We start from the raw sequence: 15,642 nt of genomic DNA, 5'->3' as shown, positions 1-15,642 counted from the left end.
GAATGGCCGGGCTGAGTGAACTGAAGCAATCGGCCTACCGCATCCGGCGCTACGCGCTTCAGATGGGCGAAGTGCAAGGTCAGGGCTACATCGGACAGGCCCTCGGCTGGGCTGACGTGCTGGCGGTGGCCTACAGCCACGCGCTGAATGTGCGCCCTGACGAACCTGAGTGGGAAGGCCGTGACCGCTTCCTTCTGTCACACGGCCACTACGCGATTGCCTTCTACGCCGCACTGATCGAGGCCGGCATCATTCCCCAGAGCGAACTCGAGACCTACGGCAGCGACGACAGCCGCCTGCCGATGTCCGGGATGGCGACCTACACGCCGGGCATGGAGATCTCCGGCGGCTCGCTGGGCCACGGCCTGCCGATCGCCGTTGGTATGGCCCTGGGCCTGCGGCAGAAGAAGAACCCGGCCTTCGTCTACAACTCGATGTCCGATGGCGAACTCGACGAAGGCTCGACCTGGGAAGCGGCCATGGGCGCTGCGCACCACGGTCTCGGCAACCTGATCTGCCTGGTCGACATCAACAACCAGCAGGCCGACGGTCAATCGTCCAAGGTGATGGGCTTCGAGCCGCTGGCCGACAAGTGGGCCGCGTTCGGCTGGCACGTCCAGCGCGTCGATGGCAACGATCTGCCAGCGGTGCTGAAGGCCTTTGACGCCGCACGCGCGCTTACCGAGGCCAAGCCGCGCGTGATCCTGTTCGACACGCTGATGGGCAAGGGCGTGCCCTTCCTGGAGAAGCGCGAGAAGAACCACTTCATCCGCGTCGACCCACCGGAGTGGCATGAAGCCTTGCAGATCCTGGACCAATCGCAACAAGCTCAAGGAGCCTTGGCATGAACGCACCAGTCGCAGAAAAGAAGCCGCGTCTCACCACGTCGGCCATGATCGCCTCCATCGCTGCTGAAGGGCAGCGCGTCAAGGCCGCGCCATTCGGCAAGGCTCTGGTCGAGCTGGCGGCGAACCGGGCCGAGATCGTCGGCATGACCGCCGACCTGGCAAAGTACACCGACCTGCACCTGTTTGCCCAGGCCTACCCCGAACGCTTCTACCAGATGGGCATGGCCGAGCAGCTGCTGATGGCGGCTGCCGGTGGCATGGCCAAGGAAGGCTTGATCCCGTTCGCGACGACTTATGCCGTGTTCGGCACCCGACGCGCCTACGACTTCATCCACCAGGTGATTGCCGAGGAGAACCTGAACGTCAAGATCTGCTGCGCACTGCCGGGCCTGACCACGGGCTACGGCCCCAGCCACCAGGCGACCGAAGACATCGCAATGATGCGCGGCATTCCCGGCATGACCATCGTCGACCCCTGCGACGCGCTGGACCTGGAGCAGGCCGTGCCGCAGATTGCTGCGCACAAGGGCCCGGTCTACTTGCGCCTGTCGCGTGGCAACGTGCCCCTGGTTCTGGACGAATACGACTACAAGTTCGAACTGGGCAAGGCCAAGGTGCTGCGCGAGGGCAATGAAGTGCTGGTGATCTCCAGCGGCTTCATGACGATGCGCGCGCTCGAAGTCGCGCAGTCACTCCAGGCCGACAACATCGGCGTAGCTGTATTGCACTGCCCGACGATCAAACCGTTGGACGAGGCAGCGATTGTCGAGGCCGTGAAGTACAAGCATCGGCTTGTCGTCGTCGCTGAGAACCACTCCGTGATCGGTGGACTGGGCGAAGCGGTAGCAAGTGTACTGCTGCGCCATCGCGTGCAACCGGCGGGCTTCCAGTTGGCTGGGCTCCCCGATGCCTATCTCGACGCTGGTGCGCTGCCGACGCTTCACGACCGCTACGGAATCAGCCGGGACGCGCTGGCGCAGCGAATCAAGAACTGGTTGGGTTGACCGCCGGCCCCGTTGTTGCGCATGCGCATGAGGTGATTCCAAAGGTCGGCGCCCGGTGACTTGGCCGAGCGTCGGCTTTGTTCCGGCTGCTCGAACGTCACCTTCTGGCCGATGCTGTTGAAAATCCCTCCGCCAAATCTGACCTGTTAGCCGTACAATTGGTGCGTTAGCAGTTCAGATCTTGGAGGGCGCCGAGATGATGGGACGACAAGCAAACGGGCAGGATCGACTCTTCTACTCGTTCAATCTCGAAGACCACGTCCCCCAGAGCCACCTGCTGCGCGGCATCGACCGCTGCTTGGACTTCGGTGGTCTGCGCGAGCACCTCGCTGAGCACTACAGCCCGATCGGTCGCCCCTCCATCGACCCCGAGCTGATGCTGCGCATGCTCATAGTGGGCTACTGCTACGGCATTCGGTCTGAACGTCGCCTGTGCGAGGAACTCCACCTCAACCTGGCCTACCGCTGGTTCTGCCGTCTGGGTCTTGAAGATCCTGTACCCGACCACTCCACCTTCTCCAAGAACCGCCATGGCCGTTTCCGCGACAGCGGCGTCTTTCGCTGGCTGTTCGACGAGGTTGTTCGGCGCTGCATGGCGGCCGGCCTGGTCAAGGCCGAAGGCTTTGCCGTAGACGCCAGCATCGTGGCGGCTGATGCCAGCAGTCAGCGGGGCGTCCCCGGCACGGAGCCCGTCGACTGGAAGGACCCGGCGCTGAGCACCCGTGCCGTGCGCGAGTACCTCCAGGGCTTGGACGCCGAAGCCTTGGGCAAGGTGCTACCCAAGAAGATCTCGCTGACCGATCCCCAAGCCAGCTGGACCGCGGCCGTGGGTGGTCCCGCGTTCTACGCTTACTCGACTAACTACCTCATCGATGTCGCTCACGGCGTGATCCTGGACGTCCAAGCCACGCCGGCACACCGCACCGCCGAAACTGAATCCACCAAAGTGATGGTCGAGCGGGTGCAGGCGCAGTTTGAACTCAAGCCCCAGCGGCTGATCGGTGACACGGCCTATGGCACGGCGGCCATGCTGAGCTGGATGGTCGACGAGCGAGGCATCGAGCCGCACGTGTCCGTGTGGGATCGAACGCAGCGCGACGACGAAACGTTCTCCAGCAGCGAGTTCACCTGGGACGAGCAAGCCAACGAATACACCTGCCCGCAAGGCCGTCCGCTGCGCAGCCAGTGGCGGGCCTTCAAGATCGAGCGCAGCCACGTCACCAAGGCCGACACCATCATCTACAGCGCCAGGAAGCAAGATTGCTCGAGCTGTCCCATGAAGCAGCGCTGCTGCCCCAACACCCCGGTGCGCAAGATCGCGCGCAGTGTTCACGAAGCTGCGCGCGACGTGGCGCGCAAGATCGCCACCACCGAGCAGTACGAGCGCTCGCGCTGCGAGCGCAAGAAAGTGGAAATGCTGTTCGCCCATCTGAAGCGAATCCTGCGACTGAATCGACTGCGCCTGCGAGGGCCCAGCGGAGCGAGCGACGAGTTCACGATGGCGGCGGTGGTGCAGAACCTGCGTCGTCTGGCGGTCATGGTGCCGCAAGGCCCGCCGTTCCAAGGCATTAGTGCGCCCGCTTGAGGCTAAACCCCACCGATCAACCTCAAAACCGGGTCGAAAGGCTTGGTTCTGACGAATAAAGGTGAACTGCGAGCCGCCGCACCCGGCCTGGCAGGACTGAACCCGTGCCGATCACCAACTTCTTCAACAGAATCGGCCGATAGTGTGTATTCGCCGCGACCCACGGAATCAGATTAGGATCTGATCCAGATCACCCAACGAGCGCCAGCTTCATGGCGCCGCGGCCTACAGCCCGATCCGGCCACAAGCAGCCGTTGGTCGAAGCCTGGCTGACGGCAGCTTCGTGCCGAGGCCGTGTGAGAACTCAATCTGACCGGAATTGGGTGCGCAAGGTTGGCGCGCGCGGTGCCCAGAGGTCCGTTTCGGGCCGTATGGACGGCGATTTACCTTTGCGAATCAGAACTGCGTCACCTGGCTTGGCGCATCTGCTGTACGGCTTCCAGCACCGACTCATGCTCCCAGCGTGAGATGCGCCGATGTTGGCTGGGCGTGCATTGGGCTTTCATCGGGCATTGCCCGCAGGCACTGCTCCAGTAGCGGTGCATCAGCAGACCACCCTCCAGGCGACTGAATCGGTAGATCGCACGCTGCCCCGCCGGGCAGCGGTACTCGTTATCGCTGGTGATGTAGACGAAGTCCGCCTTGTCGAAGCGGCCTTCAGCGCTGGCGCCTGAGGTCATGGGCTTGGGCAACATGACCGTGATGCCCGCATCGTCGCAGTCTTTGATCTGCTGCCCGCTGTAGCAACCCCGATCAGCAACGGCCTCCAGCGTGACCTGGCCCATGGCCTTCTTGACCGCCTGCGCGACCGGACTCAGTTGCGCACGCTCGTTGCCGATGTTCGTGACTTCGTGCGTCACGATCAGGTGGTGCTTGGCATTCACTGCCGCCTGCACGTTGTAGCCCACCACCCCGGTGGCCTTGCCTCTCGAGCTCATCGAGCGTGCGTCCGGGTCCGTCAATGACAGTTGCCCATCGGGCTGTGTGCCGAGTTGCTGTTTGATCTCGTGGAGTTGGCGCATCTCTTGGCGCAGCCACTCGATCTTGCCCTTCTGCCGCTGTGTCTTGGCCTCCACCTCTGGGGGCTGCGTGCGGCGTCCGAATCTCTAGAACTCAAGCGTCGAGTGCGGTCGGCATCATTAATCATATGTAGAAGGTCCGCAGCTATTCCCTAGTTTGAACAAGGTAGCTATCGAGCGGGTGGCGTACGATTCTTTGAAACCAATGGGAGAACCCTATGTTGCTTCGTGCCACCGCCCTTTTGACTTTTGCTGCTGCCGCAGGGGTCCTACCTGTCCAGGCGGCCAATTTGATCGTGAACCCCGGAAACGAGGAGGCGATGGTCGCTGGCGAGATCCCAGGATGGGTAGAAGTCATAGGAACGGGTTGGACCCAGCGCAGCCTGGACCCGGTGGCGTTTGAAGGGGCGCACTACTTCTTTGCCGGTGCGGGTTCTACGGCCACACTGCGGCAGTTCATCGATGTCTCCTCCTTTGCTACCAGCATCGACGGAGGTCTCGCGACTGTCGCGTTCAGTGGTCGTGTGCGTAGCTGGCCCCAGACGCCCGTTGACACGTCGTCCATAACTATTTCATTCTTGGACGCCGTCGGCACAGTGCTGGGTAGCCACACAATTGGGCCATACAGTGATACGACACAGTGGCAACTGGTCTCCGCCGATATGGCTGCGCCGACGAGTATGCGTGCGGTGCAACTTGACCTGATCGCCACGCGATTTGGCGGCACGAACAACGATGGCTACTTCGACGATCTGTCCTTGGAAGTGATGGCCGTCCCTGAACCGTCCAGCGCGGCGCTCCTCGCCGCCGGCGTCACTGCCCTTCTCTGGCGCCGTCGAATTCGCCGACAGGGCATCTAGCTTTTTCGGCCCGTGGCCCTCGGCCGAAGCTGAGCGGCGAACTACTACAACGCTGCCACTCACCAACGTCGGCTGGTGGCCGACTGTATGAACTGATCGAGCCAAGACAAATACCCGCAATGGGCACCTTGCTGTCTCCCGAGACGGCGGAGGCTATGTCGGCTCCTGTCCGGGTCCGTGCGCTCGGCCGAGCGCCTGGTAGCTGCCTTTCGCAGCATCGGGGCGCGGACCGCCAAGGTCAGCTATCTGGAACGGCCGCGGACTGGAAGTCCCGGCCACAAGCTGTCATCCACGAGCGTCTGTTTTCAGGGATTCCGTAGAAGCCCGGCCGTGCGTGGCAGTCGCGACCAAGGGCTCGAGAAACAGGCAAATCGCCGTAGATGCAAAGCCCCATCAGCGCTGTATCGGCCAGCGTATGCGGTCGCTTGGGCGGCGGATGCCGAACCGGAGCACAGCGAACTGATCGACCAACTCTGCGAAACGGCAATGATCGCCTTCGCGCGTGCCCGTGAAGCGGGTGAAGCCGAGTGGATGCTCATCTAGGCCCGGACGAGCAATTAATGCTCTCCTGCCGGTTTCGGAACGACACCGTGACGCGCTTCGCCCCCGACTGGCGGTCATAGGATCTTCTCGAAGTCCTTTGCTGCCTGGTCCAGCTTCTGGAACGCGCTCAGCACCCCGTCGAAGGGCAGGCCTTCCCGCGCAGCGAGGATGTCGAGGTCACCCGCAGCCCGGAACAGCTTCTCCGCCACCAGATTGCGTACGCGGATATCTCCCCCGCTGGCGATCTGATCGTTCAGGTTCTCGCCCGGCTCGCCCTCGGGCCGACTGCGCTCGATCTCCAGGCGCAAGGACTTCAGCAGAGTGCCTGCCGCGCCGAACTTGCGGGATCCGATGTCCTTGATCGCCTGCTGCAACTGTTCCAGCGGCGTCGTCCCGTCGCCGTCTTCGGACGGGGCGTAGTCCATCAGCGTCGCCGCGAGTTCGTCGATGCTGCGGAGCAGTTGTTCGACATCGACATCCCCCGCCTGCATGAGCAGGAAAGGTTGGATCGCTTCCGAGAATTCATTGCGCAACTCGTAGATCGTGATCGCCGCCTCTTCATGGCCGCGATCGGTGAAGCTGCCGTCGAGAGCGTACTGCCGCACCCGTTCGACCAGTTGGATTAGCGAGTACTGCTCGCTCAGGATCTCGTGGATCAGCGGGAGCACTGCAAACGGGTCCTCGCCGTTCTCTCTGCTCAGCACTTCAGCCTCGTTCACCAGCCTGCCGATGGTGTTCAGCGGCGCCAGCGCACCGCGCTTCCACTCGTCGCCGCTGACGGGCAAAGCATAGCGGACCATGCCGTCGGAGGTCAGGCCGTAGCCATCCTCGGCAGCCTGGCGGCGCAGTTGTTCGATCCACTCCGGTCCCTGATCGCGGAGGAACTCCTCTGCGCCCTCCTTGTAGGACGGGCTTTCCATGTCCATCATCCGCCGGGCTTCCGCTCGCACGGCTTCGACGCTGCCGCCGAGAGCCTGGATGCTGCCGAAGATGCGCAGCGCAGCCTCGAAGTCACGGTCCTGGTTCGCCTTGCGCAGTTGCGCGAACGTCCTTTCCAGCAGTTTGGCCAAGGGCGTGTCGGCCCTGCCGACCATCTGGCCCTCCATGCTGACCAGATGTCGCTCTTCCGGGACGGTCTGGCGCCATCGCTCCGTCAGCTCTTGTTTCCTGGCGAATTCCTTGCGCTTGACCTCCTCGGGGCTCAAGGTCGGCGGCATCACCATGCGGTCGAGGGCCAGGTCCTTGTCGAGTTGGTCGAGCAGGTCGTGGGCCGCCTGCCATTCCTGCTTGCGCGTGAACGCGGCCGCCTCGCTGAGCTTGAGTTTGGCACCGTTGGCGCCCGCCAGGCCCAGAGCCAGGCCGTCCTTGATGCGGGGGAGCATCTCATTGACCCGTTCGGTGAATTCCCTGCTCTCGCGGCTGGGCGGGCTGCTGGTTTCCGGCTTGACTGTCGTCGTCGGCGTCAAGGGCGGGACTAGCGGCGCAGTGCCTTCACCCGCGAGCAGCTTAGCCACCGCGTCCAGCCCCTGCAGCGCCGCGGCGTAGAGACCGTCCTTGGCCTTGCCCTGCGCGAATCCGAACACGGCCTTGAGCTTGCCGACGTCGCCGGTCTGGCCGCGCAGCGCGCCATCGATCTTGGGCGCCAGCTCGCGCAGTTGCGCCAGGTACTGCGCCTTCTCGGACGACTCTTGCTCTTCACTTTCGCTGCTTTCGAAGTGCGGGGCGTCGCCATCATCGTCATCGTCGCCGTCATTGTCCTCGCCGTCCTCCCCACGCACGACGACCTTCAGGCGCAGATCGGTCTGGTCGTAGAGGGCCTGGCGCAGGCGCTTGGCCATACCAGCAGCCGCGCCCTGCACGATGAAGGTCAGGGCCTGGTTCTCGTAGCGGCATTCGCCGGCGACGTACTTAGCCCCGCCCTTGGCGTCGATAGCCTCGGCGAGCATCTCGCGACGGGCAGGAGCGATGGCTCGCCGCATCACGAGCACCGCCGTGCCCTTGCCGGCAGTGCAGATCATGGCGTGCATGGTGGCCTCGCCCTTCTTCAACTCGCGCAGCAGCGGAACCAATTTGCTCGTCAGCAGCGCCGGGCTGTCCTCCTCTTCCTCGCCAGAGGAAGACTGCGACGCCGTTCTCTTTGCCTCGGCCTCTAGCTGCTTGCGCTCCTTGCCCGCTGCCTTCTCCGCGTCGTCGAGATAGCTGCCCAGCGCCTTGTCCGCCTTGTTCGCCTTGCGCAGCAGGTCCGCCTGCTTCTCAATGTCCTCAAGCGCCGCCAGCTTCGCCTCGGGCGTCTTGCCCGCCTCCAGCGCCGCCAGCGCCTTGACGAAGACGCCGTCCTTGTAGCCCCGGCCTTTGGAGAACTTCCTCCACTCCAGCTCCGTGATGTTTCTGTCGCTCATGGTTCCACCTGCTCCTTGTGGTTCGTTGTGTTGGTTCGCGGGCCGCGAGGTGCATCCGGGCGGATGGACCACAGCGCGGGCTGGCTGCTTACAGCTCCGGATCGACGCTGCGGCGATGCTTGCGCCCGAACTCAAGGCGCAGTTGGCGCAAACCCAGCGTCTCGGCTGCCTGCTTCAGCTGCGACCAATAGCCGCGGCTGACAGCGTGGTCCTCGCCGGCCTCCTCAAGGATGAGGAGGGCGCGCTCGTGCTGGTTGGCCTCGATCAGGCCGCGGAACTTCCGCGAGGCCGATGTGCCGGGAACTTCCGCGGCGGCGATCTGGAGCATCTCCAGCGCGAGAGACTTGCGTTTGTCGAGATCCATCGATGTTTTCTGACCGTCCGGCATGAAGCAGCTCGGCAGCATGCAGGAGGGATGGCTAATTCGCTGGCGTCTGAGATCCGGTGACAGGCATTCGAGACGGCCGGTATGCGAGGTATCTGGGTGGATCCGGGGCGCTGGCAGAATCGCGGCGTATGACGCGCCCCTCCCAACAGACGTTCATCCAGCGCCAGGAGATCGAACTGCCCGCGGACGGGCCGGACAGCTTTGCCGCCTTCCAGATCCTGGTTCGACCGATGTTCGAAGCGGTCCGCCCGCGAGGCGACCAGCCCTTCTTCGCGCGCTCGTCGTTGTCCCACCTGCCGGACGTGCTGATGTCACGCGCGGTGACCGCGTCGGTGCGCTTTGACAGGACGCTGCGCAAGATCGCCCGCTCCGGTATCGACGACGTCCTCGTGATGACCTATCTCAGCGGCTCGTTCAGTTGCGAGGTCAACGGCCGGGTCCGCACCGTCGAAGCTGGGGCGATCGCATTCTTCGACTTGGCGCGGCCATTCAGCATCCAGAGCGATGCCGTCGACAATATTTCGCTGCATATATCGCGGCATCGGCTGGCAGACTTGGTGCCGGCCATGAACGATATTCACGGCTTCGTGTTGCACAGCGGCGCCACGCGACAGTTGCTCCTCGATCACCTGAAGACATGCATCGAGGTGGCTCCGCAGATCACGTCCGCCGAATCGTCGCTCATCGGCGAAGCGACGATTCAGTTGGTGGCTGGAGCTCTCCAGCACGCTAAACGCGAGGGGATCAACCCGCCCTCCCATGCGGGCCTGGCCTCGCTCGCCGAGATCAAGAGTTTCATCGAAGAGCAACTCGCATGTACCGACCTAGGTCCGGACGATCTGACGCGGGCCTTCAGCCTGTCCCGGGCCAGCCTGTACCGCCTCTTCGAGCCGTTGGGCGGCGTTTCAGCCTACATCCTGGATCGCCGTCTGAACCGTGCACTGCAGGCCATCACGGAACCCCAGACCACCCACCTGCGGATCAAGCAACTCGCCCGCGACCTCGGCTTCACGCACCCGACCTCCTTCAGCCGCGCGTTCAAGAAGCGCTACGGAATGCCACCGCACGAGGTACGCGCCCGACGCGGCTACCCCGACGACGTGCAATCTGCGGCATGGAGGCAAGCCATGGCCACGCACCTGCCCTTGCTCGATACGGTGACGAAAACCTCGGGGTGAACGCTGACGCCGGGAGAGCGACGCACACCTGTCGAACGGCACCAGCGTGATGGCCGCGATCAGCTGCACGCCACGCAGGGCCTGCAGCGCCTGCACCACCGGCATCAGCCCCCAGTCAGGTAGCGCGTCGCGCAGGGCCTGCTCCAGCCGCTCGATGCGAGCACCGGACTCGGTGATCGCGTGCAGGTACTCCTGGAAGGCGATCTGCTGGGCCGAGTACTCCAGCTTGACCGTGGCCAGCCAGCGCAGGTGCGCGGCCGTCCATGAGGTCTTGCCGGCGTAGGGGATGCCGTTGCGCAGCAGCAAGGCCTTCAGGCGGTGGCGGCCGTTGCGCTGCTCGCGCACGGCCTCTTCGCGGGCACGCACCAGGCCGCGCACGGCTTCGTCCACGCCAACGGGCACGCGCACCACCGAGAGATCGCCCGAGCGGGCCAGCCTGGCCAGCAGCAGGGCGTCGCGCCGGTCGGTCTTGACCCGGTCGCCGCTCGGGCGAGAGATCGACGATGGGGCCACCACCTCGCAGTGCAAGCCCTGCGCCGTGAGGTGGCGCCAGATGACGAACCCGCAGGGGCCGGCCTCGTAGACGATGTGCCGCGGCTGGCCGCGGCTGACGAGTTTGCGCAGCGATTTGTCCAACGAGGCGAGGTCGCCCCGGATGCTGCCGATATGGCGGATCTCGCCATCCAGCGGCGCATCCGCCACGGCGATGTCGATACTGTCCTTGTGGACGTCCAAACCGACGAACAAGGTGCTAGATTTACTCATGGCCCGACTCCTTGCCAACTTGCGACGCCCCGGCAGCCCGTCCGCCGGGTGCATTGGTGTAGCTCTGCAGGCCCCGTGCCTGCAACCTACTGCATCGCAGGAGTCGGGCCGCCCGGCGTCACGACGCCATCTTGTCTAGGCAGCATGAAATTTCCTCACATTGCAGCAGTTGTCGCAATACCAATCGCGGCACTCGTCGCTTCGGCGACCTGTTTTGAAAAGGTCAGCACGTCAACTGTCTTGTGCTTTTCCCAGAGCGAACGCGCCATTTCGCCGCATGTCGCGGCAGATCTCGATCGTCTTCTCGAACGATCGAAAGACTTCGGCCCTGTTGTGACGCTCTTCGGCATCACCATACCTTCGAGCAGTCGTCGGAGCCTTACGTCCGAGCAAGAAATTTGAAGCGCGTTCTGAGCGAGATCTCGCCGACCTTTCCGGGCGTCGATCTCTACTACCCCAGTCGGCCAAGCAGAAGGCCTTGTGGACTACGCCCGGGCGCATTTCGGGCCGCAGTAAAGCGCCGCCAGGCGATGAAGGCATGATGGCGGCATGTGTACTCCACTGCTGACTTTCACGCCATGAATCCCACCAAGGGCGCGACCCTGGCCGATGTGGCTGCGGCTGCCGAGGTGGACCGCTCCACCGCCTCTCGCGTGCTCAACGCAGGCGTCGGCCACCGCGTGGGCGCCGCCACGAGGGAGCGCGTGCTGGCGGCCGCCAAAGCGCTCGGCTATGAGCCCAACCCGCTGGCACGTGGTCTGCGCACCGCCCGCTCGTACACGCTGGGAATCGCGGTGCCGCAGTTGGAGAACCCGGTCTTTCCCGAGATCATCTTCGGCGCCGAGATTGCCGCTCGGTCTCGCGGATATGCACTGCTGATATCGCACTCGGACGACGCCGGCGGCGATGCCGGCCACTACGCTCAGATGGCCCGCGTCAGCCGCGTGGATGGGCTTCTGGTGGCAACGCTGGAGCACGAAGTCGCACTGTTGGCTTCACTGCAGCAGACCTCCCTGCCCTACGTGGTACTCAACCGCAAACTCGACGGTGTCGGCAACTATGTGGTGTTTGACAGCTTCGCCGCCGCCAAGCTGGCCACCGAGCACCTGATTGCACTGGGCCACCGCCGCATCGCCCACCTGGCTGGGCGTGCGGAAGGCTACAACGGCCAGCGCCGGCTGGCCGGCTACCGGGCCGCCTTGGACGCGGCCGGCATTGCCTATGACCCAGCCCTCGTCATCACGGCGGGCTACACCTTTGAAGGCGGCGAGACCGGGATGCGCGCGCTGATCGACAGCGGCGCCGCGCTGACTGCCGTCGTCGCTGCTACCGTGCTCACCGCTGCGGGAGCGATGAAGCTTCTTCACGCGCGGAGCATCGCTATTCCCACGCAGGTCTCGGTCATCGCGATCCATGACGCCGCCATTGCGGACATGCTGCATCCGCAACTCACCACCGTGCGCCTGCCGCTGCGCGAGATGGGCAGCGTGGCGACCCATGGGTTGATCGACCTCGTTGAGCAGAAGACCGAAGCCATCGCGCACACGCTGCCGCTGGAGAGTCTGGTGCTGCGGGCTTCGACGGGCCGACCGCAGGCCTAGCTTGCTCGAGTAGACACCGTTCGGGCTGAGCTTGACGAAGGGTCTTGGACGCCAGCCGTCCACGGACCACCCGGCGCGTCACCAAACTCAGAGTAGCCACCTGAGTAAAAACCCCGATGCCACTTGCCTTACCTCGCAGGCATGATTTGCGCAATCGATTGCTCAACTGCAGCAACGCCCGCAAGGACACGTCATGAAACCCGTCAAAAGCAGCCCGCCTTCCTGGCTGGCCGAACTGACCCAGATCACTGGCCCGGACCAGACGCTGAGCAGCCTGCCCGAGCTCTGGGCCTATGCCCGCGACCGGCTGCCCTATGCCACCTACATGGTGCGTGACGGCAATCTGCCCGCGCGGCTGCCCTCGGCCGTGGCCTGCCCGGCGGACGTGGACGAGCTGCGGCGCGTCATCGAGTTGTCGCGCCGCGAGAAGATTCCGCTGATTCCGTTTGGAGCCGGCTCCGGCGTTCTGGGCGGCACGCTGCCGATGGACCACGAGCTGGTCGTCGACCTCAAGCGCATGAACCAGGTGATCGAGCTGAACACGCTGGACGGCACCGTCACCGTGCAGTCCGGCATGAACGGCGGCCAGTTCGAGGCCTGGCTCAACGAGCGCGGCTACAGCTGCGGCCACCTGCCGCAGTCGCTGCACATGTCCACCGTGGGCGGATGGGCGGCCTGCCGCGGCGCCGGTCAGAACTCCACCCGCTACGGCAAGATCGAGGACATCGTGCTCGGGCTGGCGGCCCTGTTGCCCGACGGCCGCGAGCTGCGCGTGCGCCCGGTCGCGCGTCGGGCGGTAGGCCCGAGCCTGAAGGACCTGATGGTCGGCTCCGAAGGCGCTTTCGGCATCATCACCGAGCTGACTCTGCGGGTTTGGAAGCTGCCCGAAGCGCGCCACAGCGTGGTGCTGGGATTCGAGACTTTAAAGACCGGCCTCGACGCACTGCGCCAGATCATGCAGGCCGAGCTGCGCCCCGCCGTCGTGCGCCTGTACGACGCGGCGGAGTCCGCACCGCGCGGTGCCAGCGTAGGCATCGGTGAGGGCAGGCCCTTCCTCGCGATCCTGGAGTTCTGCGGCTCGCCGCGCATGGCCGCGCTGGAGCGCGACCTGGCGATGGAGATCGTCGCGGCGCACGGCGGCGTGCAGCTTGGCGACGAACCGTATGAGCACTGGTGCGCACATCGATATGAGTCCTACTCGCCGCAGTGGCAGTCCAAGGACTACTTCATGGACACCATCGAAGTCACCGCGCCCTGGAGCGCATTGCCGGCCCTGCACGCACGCATCGCCCGCGAGATGCAGAGCCTGTTCCCAGGCATCCATTTCGGCACCCACTGGTCCCACGTTTATCCCGAAGGCGCCTGCCAATACATGACGCTGCGCCTGCCGCCGATGGAACGCAGCGAGGGCCTGCGTCTGCACCGCGAGGCCTGGCACCTGACGCTGACGGCCTGCCTGGACCTTGGCGGCACCATCAGCCACCATCATGGCGTCGGTGTGTTCCGCAACCCCTGGTTGCGCGAGGAGCTTGGCACGGGCTTGGAGCTGTTACAGGGCGTGAAGGACTATCTCGACCCTGACAACCTGTTCGTCCCCGGCAAGCTTGCCTTGCGTGCGCGCGAAGGCGCCGTCAACCTGGAGCACATCCACCATGAATGAGCGCGAGCTGATGCGCTTCTGCGCCTGCTGCCCCAACCCCTGCCGCCGGGACGTGCCTGCATCTCTGGCCCGACAGGTGGAATCGGAAACGCCATCGGCCCTGGCCCTGATCGCGCTGGCAGTGATCGACGGCCACCTGCCCTATGACGCCGACGCACAAGCCGCGCTCTCCCGCACCGAGGCGGCGCATGCCTGCAAGGCAGCTTGCCCTTACGGTTATGACATTGCCGGCGCGGTCGACACCCTCAACGCGCGCCTGAGCGCGGGAGCCGCGGCATGAACCGGGCGGTGCTCGGCATCGACATCGGCGCGGGCAGTCTGAAGACGATGGTCGTCGATGACCAGGGCCGTGAGCGTGGCAGTGCGTCGAAGGACTTCGCCACCGATACGCCGCATCCTGGCTGGAGCGAGCAGAACCCCGAGGACTGGTGGGCCGCGCTGTGCGAGACGGTGCCCCGCGCGCTGGCAACCGCCGGCATGACGGCGGCCGACGTGGCCGCGGTGGGCTTCAGTGCCGGCGCGCACACGCCGGTGATCACAGATGAAAGCAACCGCGTGCTGCGCCCGGCCATCCTGTGGAACGACCAGCGCAGCGGCGTGGAGGCGCGCGAGCTGCAGGCCGCGCACGCCGATCGCATCCTGGCCATCGGCCTGAACAAGGCCTCGCCCACCTGGACGCTGCCGCAGCTGATGTGGCTGAACCGGCACGAGCCCGAGATCGGCCAGAAGGCCAAGCGCGTCTACGTTGCCAAGGACTGGCTGCGCATGCGCCTGACCGGCGACTGGCACACCGATGTGACCGATGCGGTCGGCACCCTGCTGTGGGACCACGCAAATGCCTGCTGGTCCGACGAGTTGTGCGGCATGGCGGGCTGGGATCCGGCCACCTTACCGCCGGTGGTCAGCCCCACCACCCTGGTCGGCCGCGTGACCGAGGCCGCCAGCCTGGCCTGCGGGCTGCGCGTGGGCACACCGGTGATCTGCGGCACGTCCGACACCTCCTGCGAGTCCTACGGCGCCGGCTCGGACCGCGAGGGCGCGGGCGTAGTGAAGCTGGCCACGGCAGGCACGGTGAGCATCGTCGGCACCGCGCCTCGCGTGCACACGACGCTGATCAACTACCCCTTCGCCATCCCCGGCCTCTGGTACACGATCAGCGCCACCAACAGCTGCGCCAGCGCGCACCGCTGGCTGCGCGACCGCTTCTTCATGCACCCCGGCGCCAATGGCTCCGCCGTGTTCGCGGAGATGGACGCGATGGCTGCCGCTGCGCCGCTGGGCGCTGAAGGTCTGCTGTTCCACCCCTATCTGCAAGGCGAGCGCGCGCCCTACTGGGACCCGCTGCTGCGCGCCGATTTCGTCGGCCTGACGATGCGCCACGAGCGCGGCCACCTCGTGCGCGCGCTGTACGAAGGCATCGCGATGAGCTTGCGCGATGTGCTGGCTGACTTCAAGACACAGGGCATGAGCATGCAGGAGGCGCGCATCGTCGGCGGTGGCTCGCGCAGTGCGGCCTGGCGGCAGATCGTGGCCGACGTTCTGGGCGTGCGCATCGTGCTGCCGGCGGTGACCGATGCGTCCTTCGGCGCGGCGCTGCTGGCCGGCGTGGCGGCGGGCTTTTTCGAGAGCGAGTTCAAGGCCGCCGCGCACGGGCAGGCGAGCCGCGCGGTGCATGAGCCGAACGCCGCGGCGGCACGGCGCTATGACGATTTGTTCGGGCTGTACAAGGAGACGCAGGCCAGCCTGTCCGGCGTCAACCACCGCCTGCACGCCTTCGCCGCAGGACATTGAG

The 15,642-nt window shown here is 65.1% G+C and carries 12 protein-coding genes and 2 pseudogenes; 10 read left to right on the top strand and 4 right to left on the bottom strand.

The genetic code is table 11. The annotated features are described in order from the left end of the window. Nucleotides 1–2 precede the first annotated feature (2 nt). From DES47_RS02860 to DES47_RS02850, 3 genes are all read left to right on the top strand, one after another. Nucleotides 3–848, top strand: coding sequence for a transketolase (locus DES47_RS02860; protein ID WP_133699703.1), 846 nt, complete (start codon nt 3–5; stop codon nt 846–848). Continuing rightward, nucleotides 845–1,852, top strand: a complete 1,008-nt coding sequence (locus tag DES47_RS02855; protein WP_133699131.1) for a transketolase family protein — start codon at nt 845–847, stop codon at nt 1,850–1,852. The genes DES47_RS02860 and DES47_RS02855 overlap by 4 nt, the downstream gene beginning before the upstream one ends. A 196-nt stretch (nt 1,853–2,048) precedes the next feature. Next, nucleotides 2,049–3,437 (top strand): transposase, encoded by a 1,389-nt coding sequence (locus DES47_RS02850; RefSeq protein WP_133699702.1) that lies wholly within the window; start codon nt 2,049–2,051, stop codon nt 3,435–3,437. Nucleotides 3,438–3,862: 425 nt separating this feature from the next. Here the strand turns inward: DES47_RS02850 and DES47_RS02845 are convergent. After that, nucleotides 3,863–4,531, bottom strand: a pseudogene (locus DES47_RS02845) (transposase); the annotation flags it as partial. Between the two features lie 143 nt (nt 4,532–4,674). On the opposite strand from DES47_RS02845, the gene DES47_RS02840 reads away from it, so the two are divergent. Continuing rightward, nucleotides 4,675–5,316, top strand: a complete 642-nt coding sequence (locus tag DES47_RS02840) for a PEP-CTERM sorting domain-containing protein (RefSeq protein WP_133699129.1) — start codon at nt 4,675–4,677, stop codon at nt 5,314–5,316. A 617-nt stretch (nt 5,317–5,933) separates the two neighbouring features. Here DES47_RS02840 and DES47_RS02835 read toward each other — a convergent pair. Both DES47_RS02835 and DES47_RS02830 read right to left on the bottom strand, forming a co-directional pair. Next, a complete protein-coding gene (locus tag DES47_RS02835; protein ID WP_133699128.1) occupies nt 5,934–8,258 on the bottom strand; it encodes a hypothetical protein in 2,325 nt (774 codons plus the stop codon). A gap of 88 nt (nt 8,259–8,346) precedes the next feature. Continuing rightward, complete coding sequence (locus tag DES47_RS02830; protein ID WP_133699127.1) at nt 8,347–8,622, bottom strand: hypothetical protein; 276 nt, start codon at nt 8,620–8,622, stop codon at nt 8,347–8,349. A gap of 152 nt (nt 8,623–8,774) precedes the next feature. Here DES47_RS02830 and DES47_RS02825 point away from each other — a divergent pair, with 152 nt between their 5' ends. Next, nucleotides 8,775–9,824 (top strand): helix-turn-helix domain-containing protein, encoded by a 1,050-nt coding sequence (locus DES47_RS02825; protein WP_133699126.1) that lies wholly within the window; start codon nt 8,775–8,777, stop codon nt 9,822–9,824. A 309-nt stretch (nt 9,825–10,133) separates the two neighbouring features. Here the strand turns inward: DES47_RS02825 and DES47_RS29120 are convergent. Next, nucleotides 10,134–10,589: pseudogene (locus tag DES47_RS29120) on the bottom strand (IS110 family transposase); the annotation flags it as partial. Nucleotides 10,590–10,733: 144 nt separating this feature from the next. Between DES47_RS29120 and DES47_RS28610 the strand changes: the two are divergent. The 5 genes from DES47_RS28610 (at nt 10,734) to xylB (ending at nt 15,641) form a co-directional block, all read left to right on the top strand. Further along, entirely contained in the window at nt 10,734–10,991 is a 258-nt protein-coding gene (locus DES47_RS28610; RefSeq protein ID WP_166651818.1) for a hypothetical protein, read from the top strand. Between the two features lie 176 nt (nt 10,992–11,167). Continuing rightward, complete coding sequence (locus DES47_RS02810; RefSeq protein ID WP_133699123.1) at nt 11,168–12,190, top strand: LacI family DNA-binding transcriptional regulator; 1,023 nt, start codon at nt 11,168–11,170, stop codon at nt 12,188–12,190. A gap of 193 nt (nt 12,191–12,383) precedes the next feature. Then, nucleotides 12,384–13,850, top strand: coding sequence for an FAD-binding oxidoreductase (locus DES47_RS02805; protein ID WP_133699122.1), 1,467 nt, complete (start codon nt 12,384–12,386; stop codon nt 13,848–13,850). Beyond that, entirely contained in the window at nt 13,843–14,130 is a 288-nt protein-coding gene (locus DES47_RS02800) for a hypothetical protein (RefSeq protein ID WP_133699121.1), read from the top strand. The genes DES47_RS02805 and DES47_RS02800 overlap by 8 nt, the downstream gene beginning before the upstream one ends. Next, nucleotides 14,127–15,641, top strand: coding sequence for a xylulokinase (gene xylB, locus DES47_RS02795; protein WP_133699120.1), 1,515 nt, complete (start codon nt 14,127–14,129; stop codon nt 15,639–15,641). The genes DES47_RS02800 and xylB overlap by 4 nt, the downstream gene beginning before the upstream one ends. Nucleotide 15,642: the final 1 nt, after the last annotated feature.

Origin of the sequence: Roseateles toxinivorans (assembly GCF_004362525.1) — a bacterium.
Lineage (GTDB): Bacteria > Pseudomonadota > Gammaproteobacteria > Burkholderiales > Burkholderiaceae_C > Paucibacter > Paucibacter toxinivorans.
Note: the sequence above shows the minus strand (reverse complement) of the source record. Positions and strands in the feature narration are given on the sequence as shown.

Excerpts from the sequence above, each read along its gene's own strand:
- DES47_RS02855 (WP_133699131.1), top strand. The coding sequence starts at position 845 with ATGAACGCACCAGTCGCAGAAAAGAAGCCGCGTCTCACCACGTCGGCC.
- DES47_RS28610 (WP_166651818.1), top strand. The coding sequence starts at position 10,734 with ATGAAATTTCCTCACATTGCAGCAGTTGTCGCAATACCAATCGCGGCA.
- DES47_RS02825 (WP_133699126.1), top strand. The coding sequence starts at position 8,775 with ATGACGCGCCCCTCCCAACAGACGTTCATCCAGCGCCAGGAGATCGAA.
- DES47_RS02805 (WP_133699122.1), top strand. The coding sequence starts at position 12,384 with ATGAAACCCGTCAAAAGCAGCCCGCCTTCCTGGCTGGCCGAACTGACC.
- DES47_RS02830 (WP_133699127.1), bottom strand. The coding sequence starts at position 8,622 with ATGGATCTCGACAAACGCAAGTCTCTCGCGCTGGAGATGCTCCAGATC.
- DES47_RS02810 (WP_133699123.1), top strand. The coding sequence starts at position 11,168 with ATGAATCCCACCAAGGGCGCGACCCTGGCCGATGTGGCTGCGGCTGCC.
- DES47_RS02850 (WP_133699702.1), top strand. The coding sequence starts at position 2,049 with ATGATGGGACGACAAGCAAACGGGCAGGATCGACTCTTCTACTCGTTC.
- DES47_RS02840 (WP_133699129.1), top strand. The coding sequence starts at position 4,675 with ATGTTGCTTCGTGCCACCGCCCTTTTGACTTTTGCTGCTGCCGCAGGG.
- DES47_RS02860 (WP_133699703.1), top strand. The coding sequence starts at position 3 with ATGGCCGGGCTGAGTGAACTGAAGCAATCGGCCTACCGCATCCGGCGC.
- DES47_RS02835 (WP_133699128.1), bottom strand. The coding sequence starts at position 8,258 with ATGAGCGACAGAAACATCACGGAGCTGGAGTGGAGGAAGTTCTCCAAA.
- DES47_RS02800 (WP_133699121.1), top strand. The coding sequence starts at position 13,843 with ATGAATGAGCGCGAGCTGATGCGCTTCTGCGCCTGCTGCCCCAACCCC.
- xylB (WP_133699120.1), top strand. The coding sequence starts at position 14,127 with ATGAACCGGGCGGTGCTCGGCATCGACATCGGCGCGGGCAGTCTGAAG.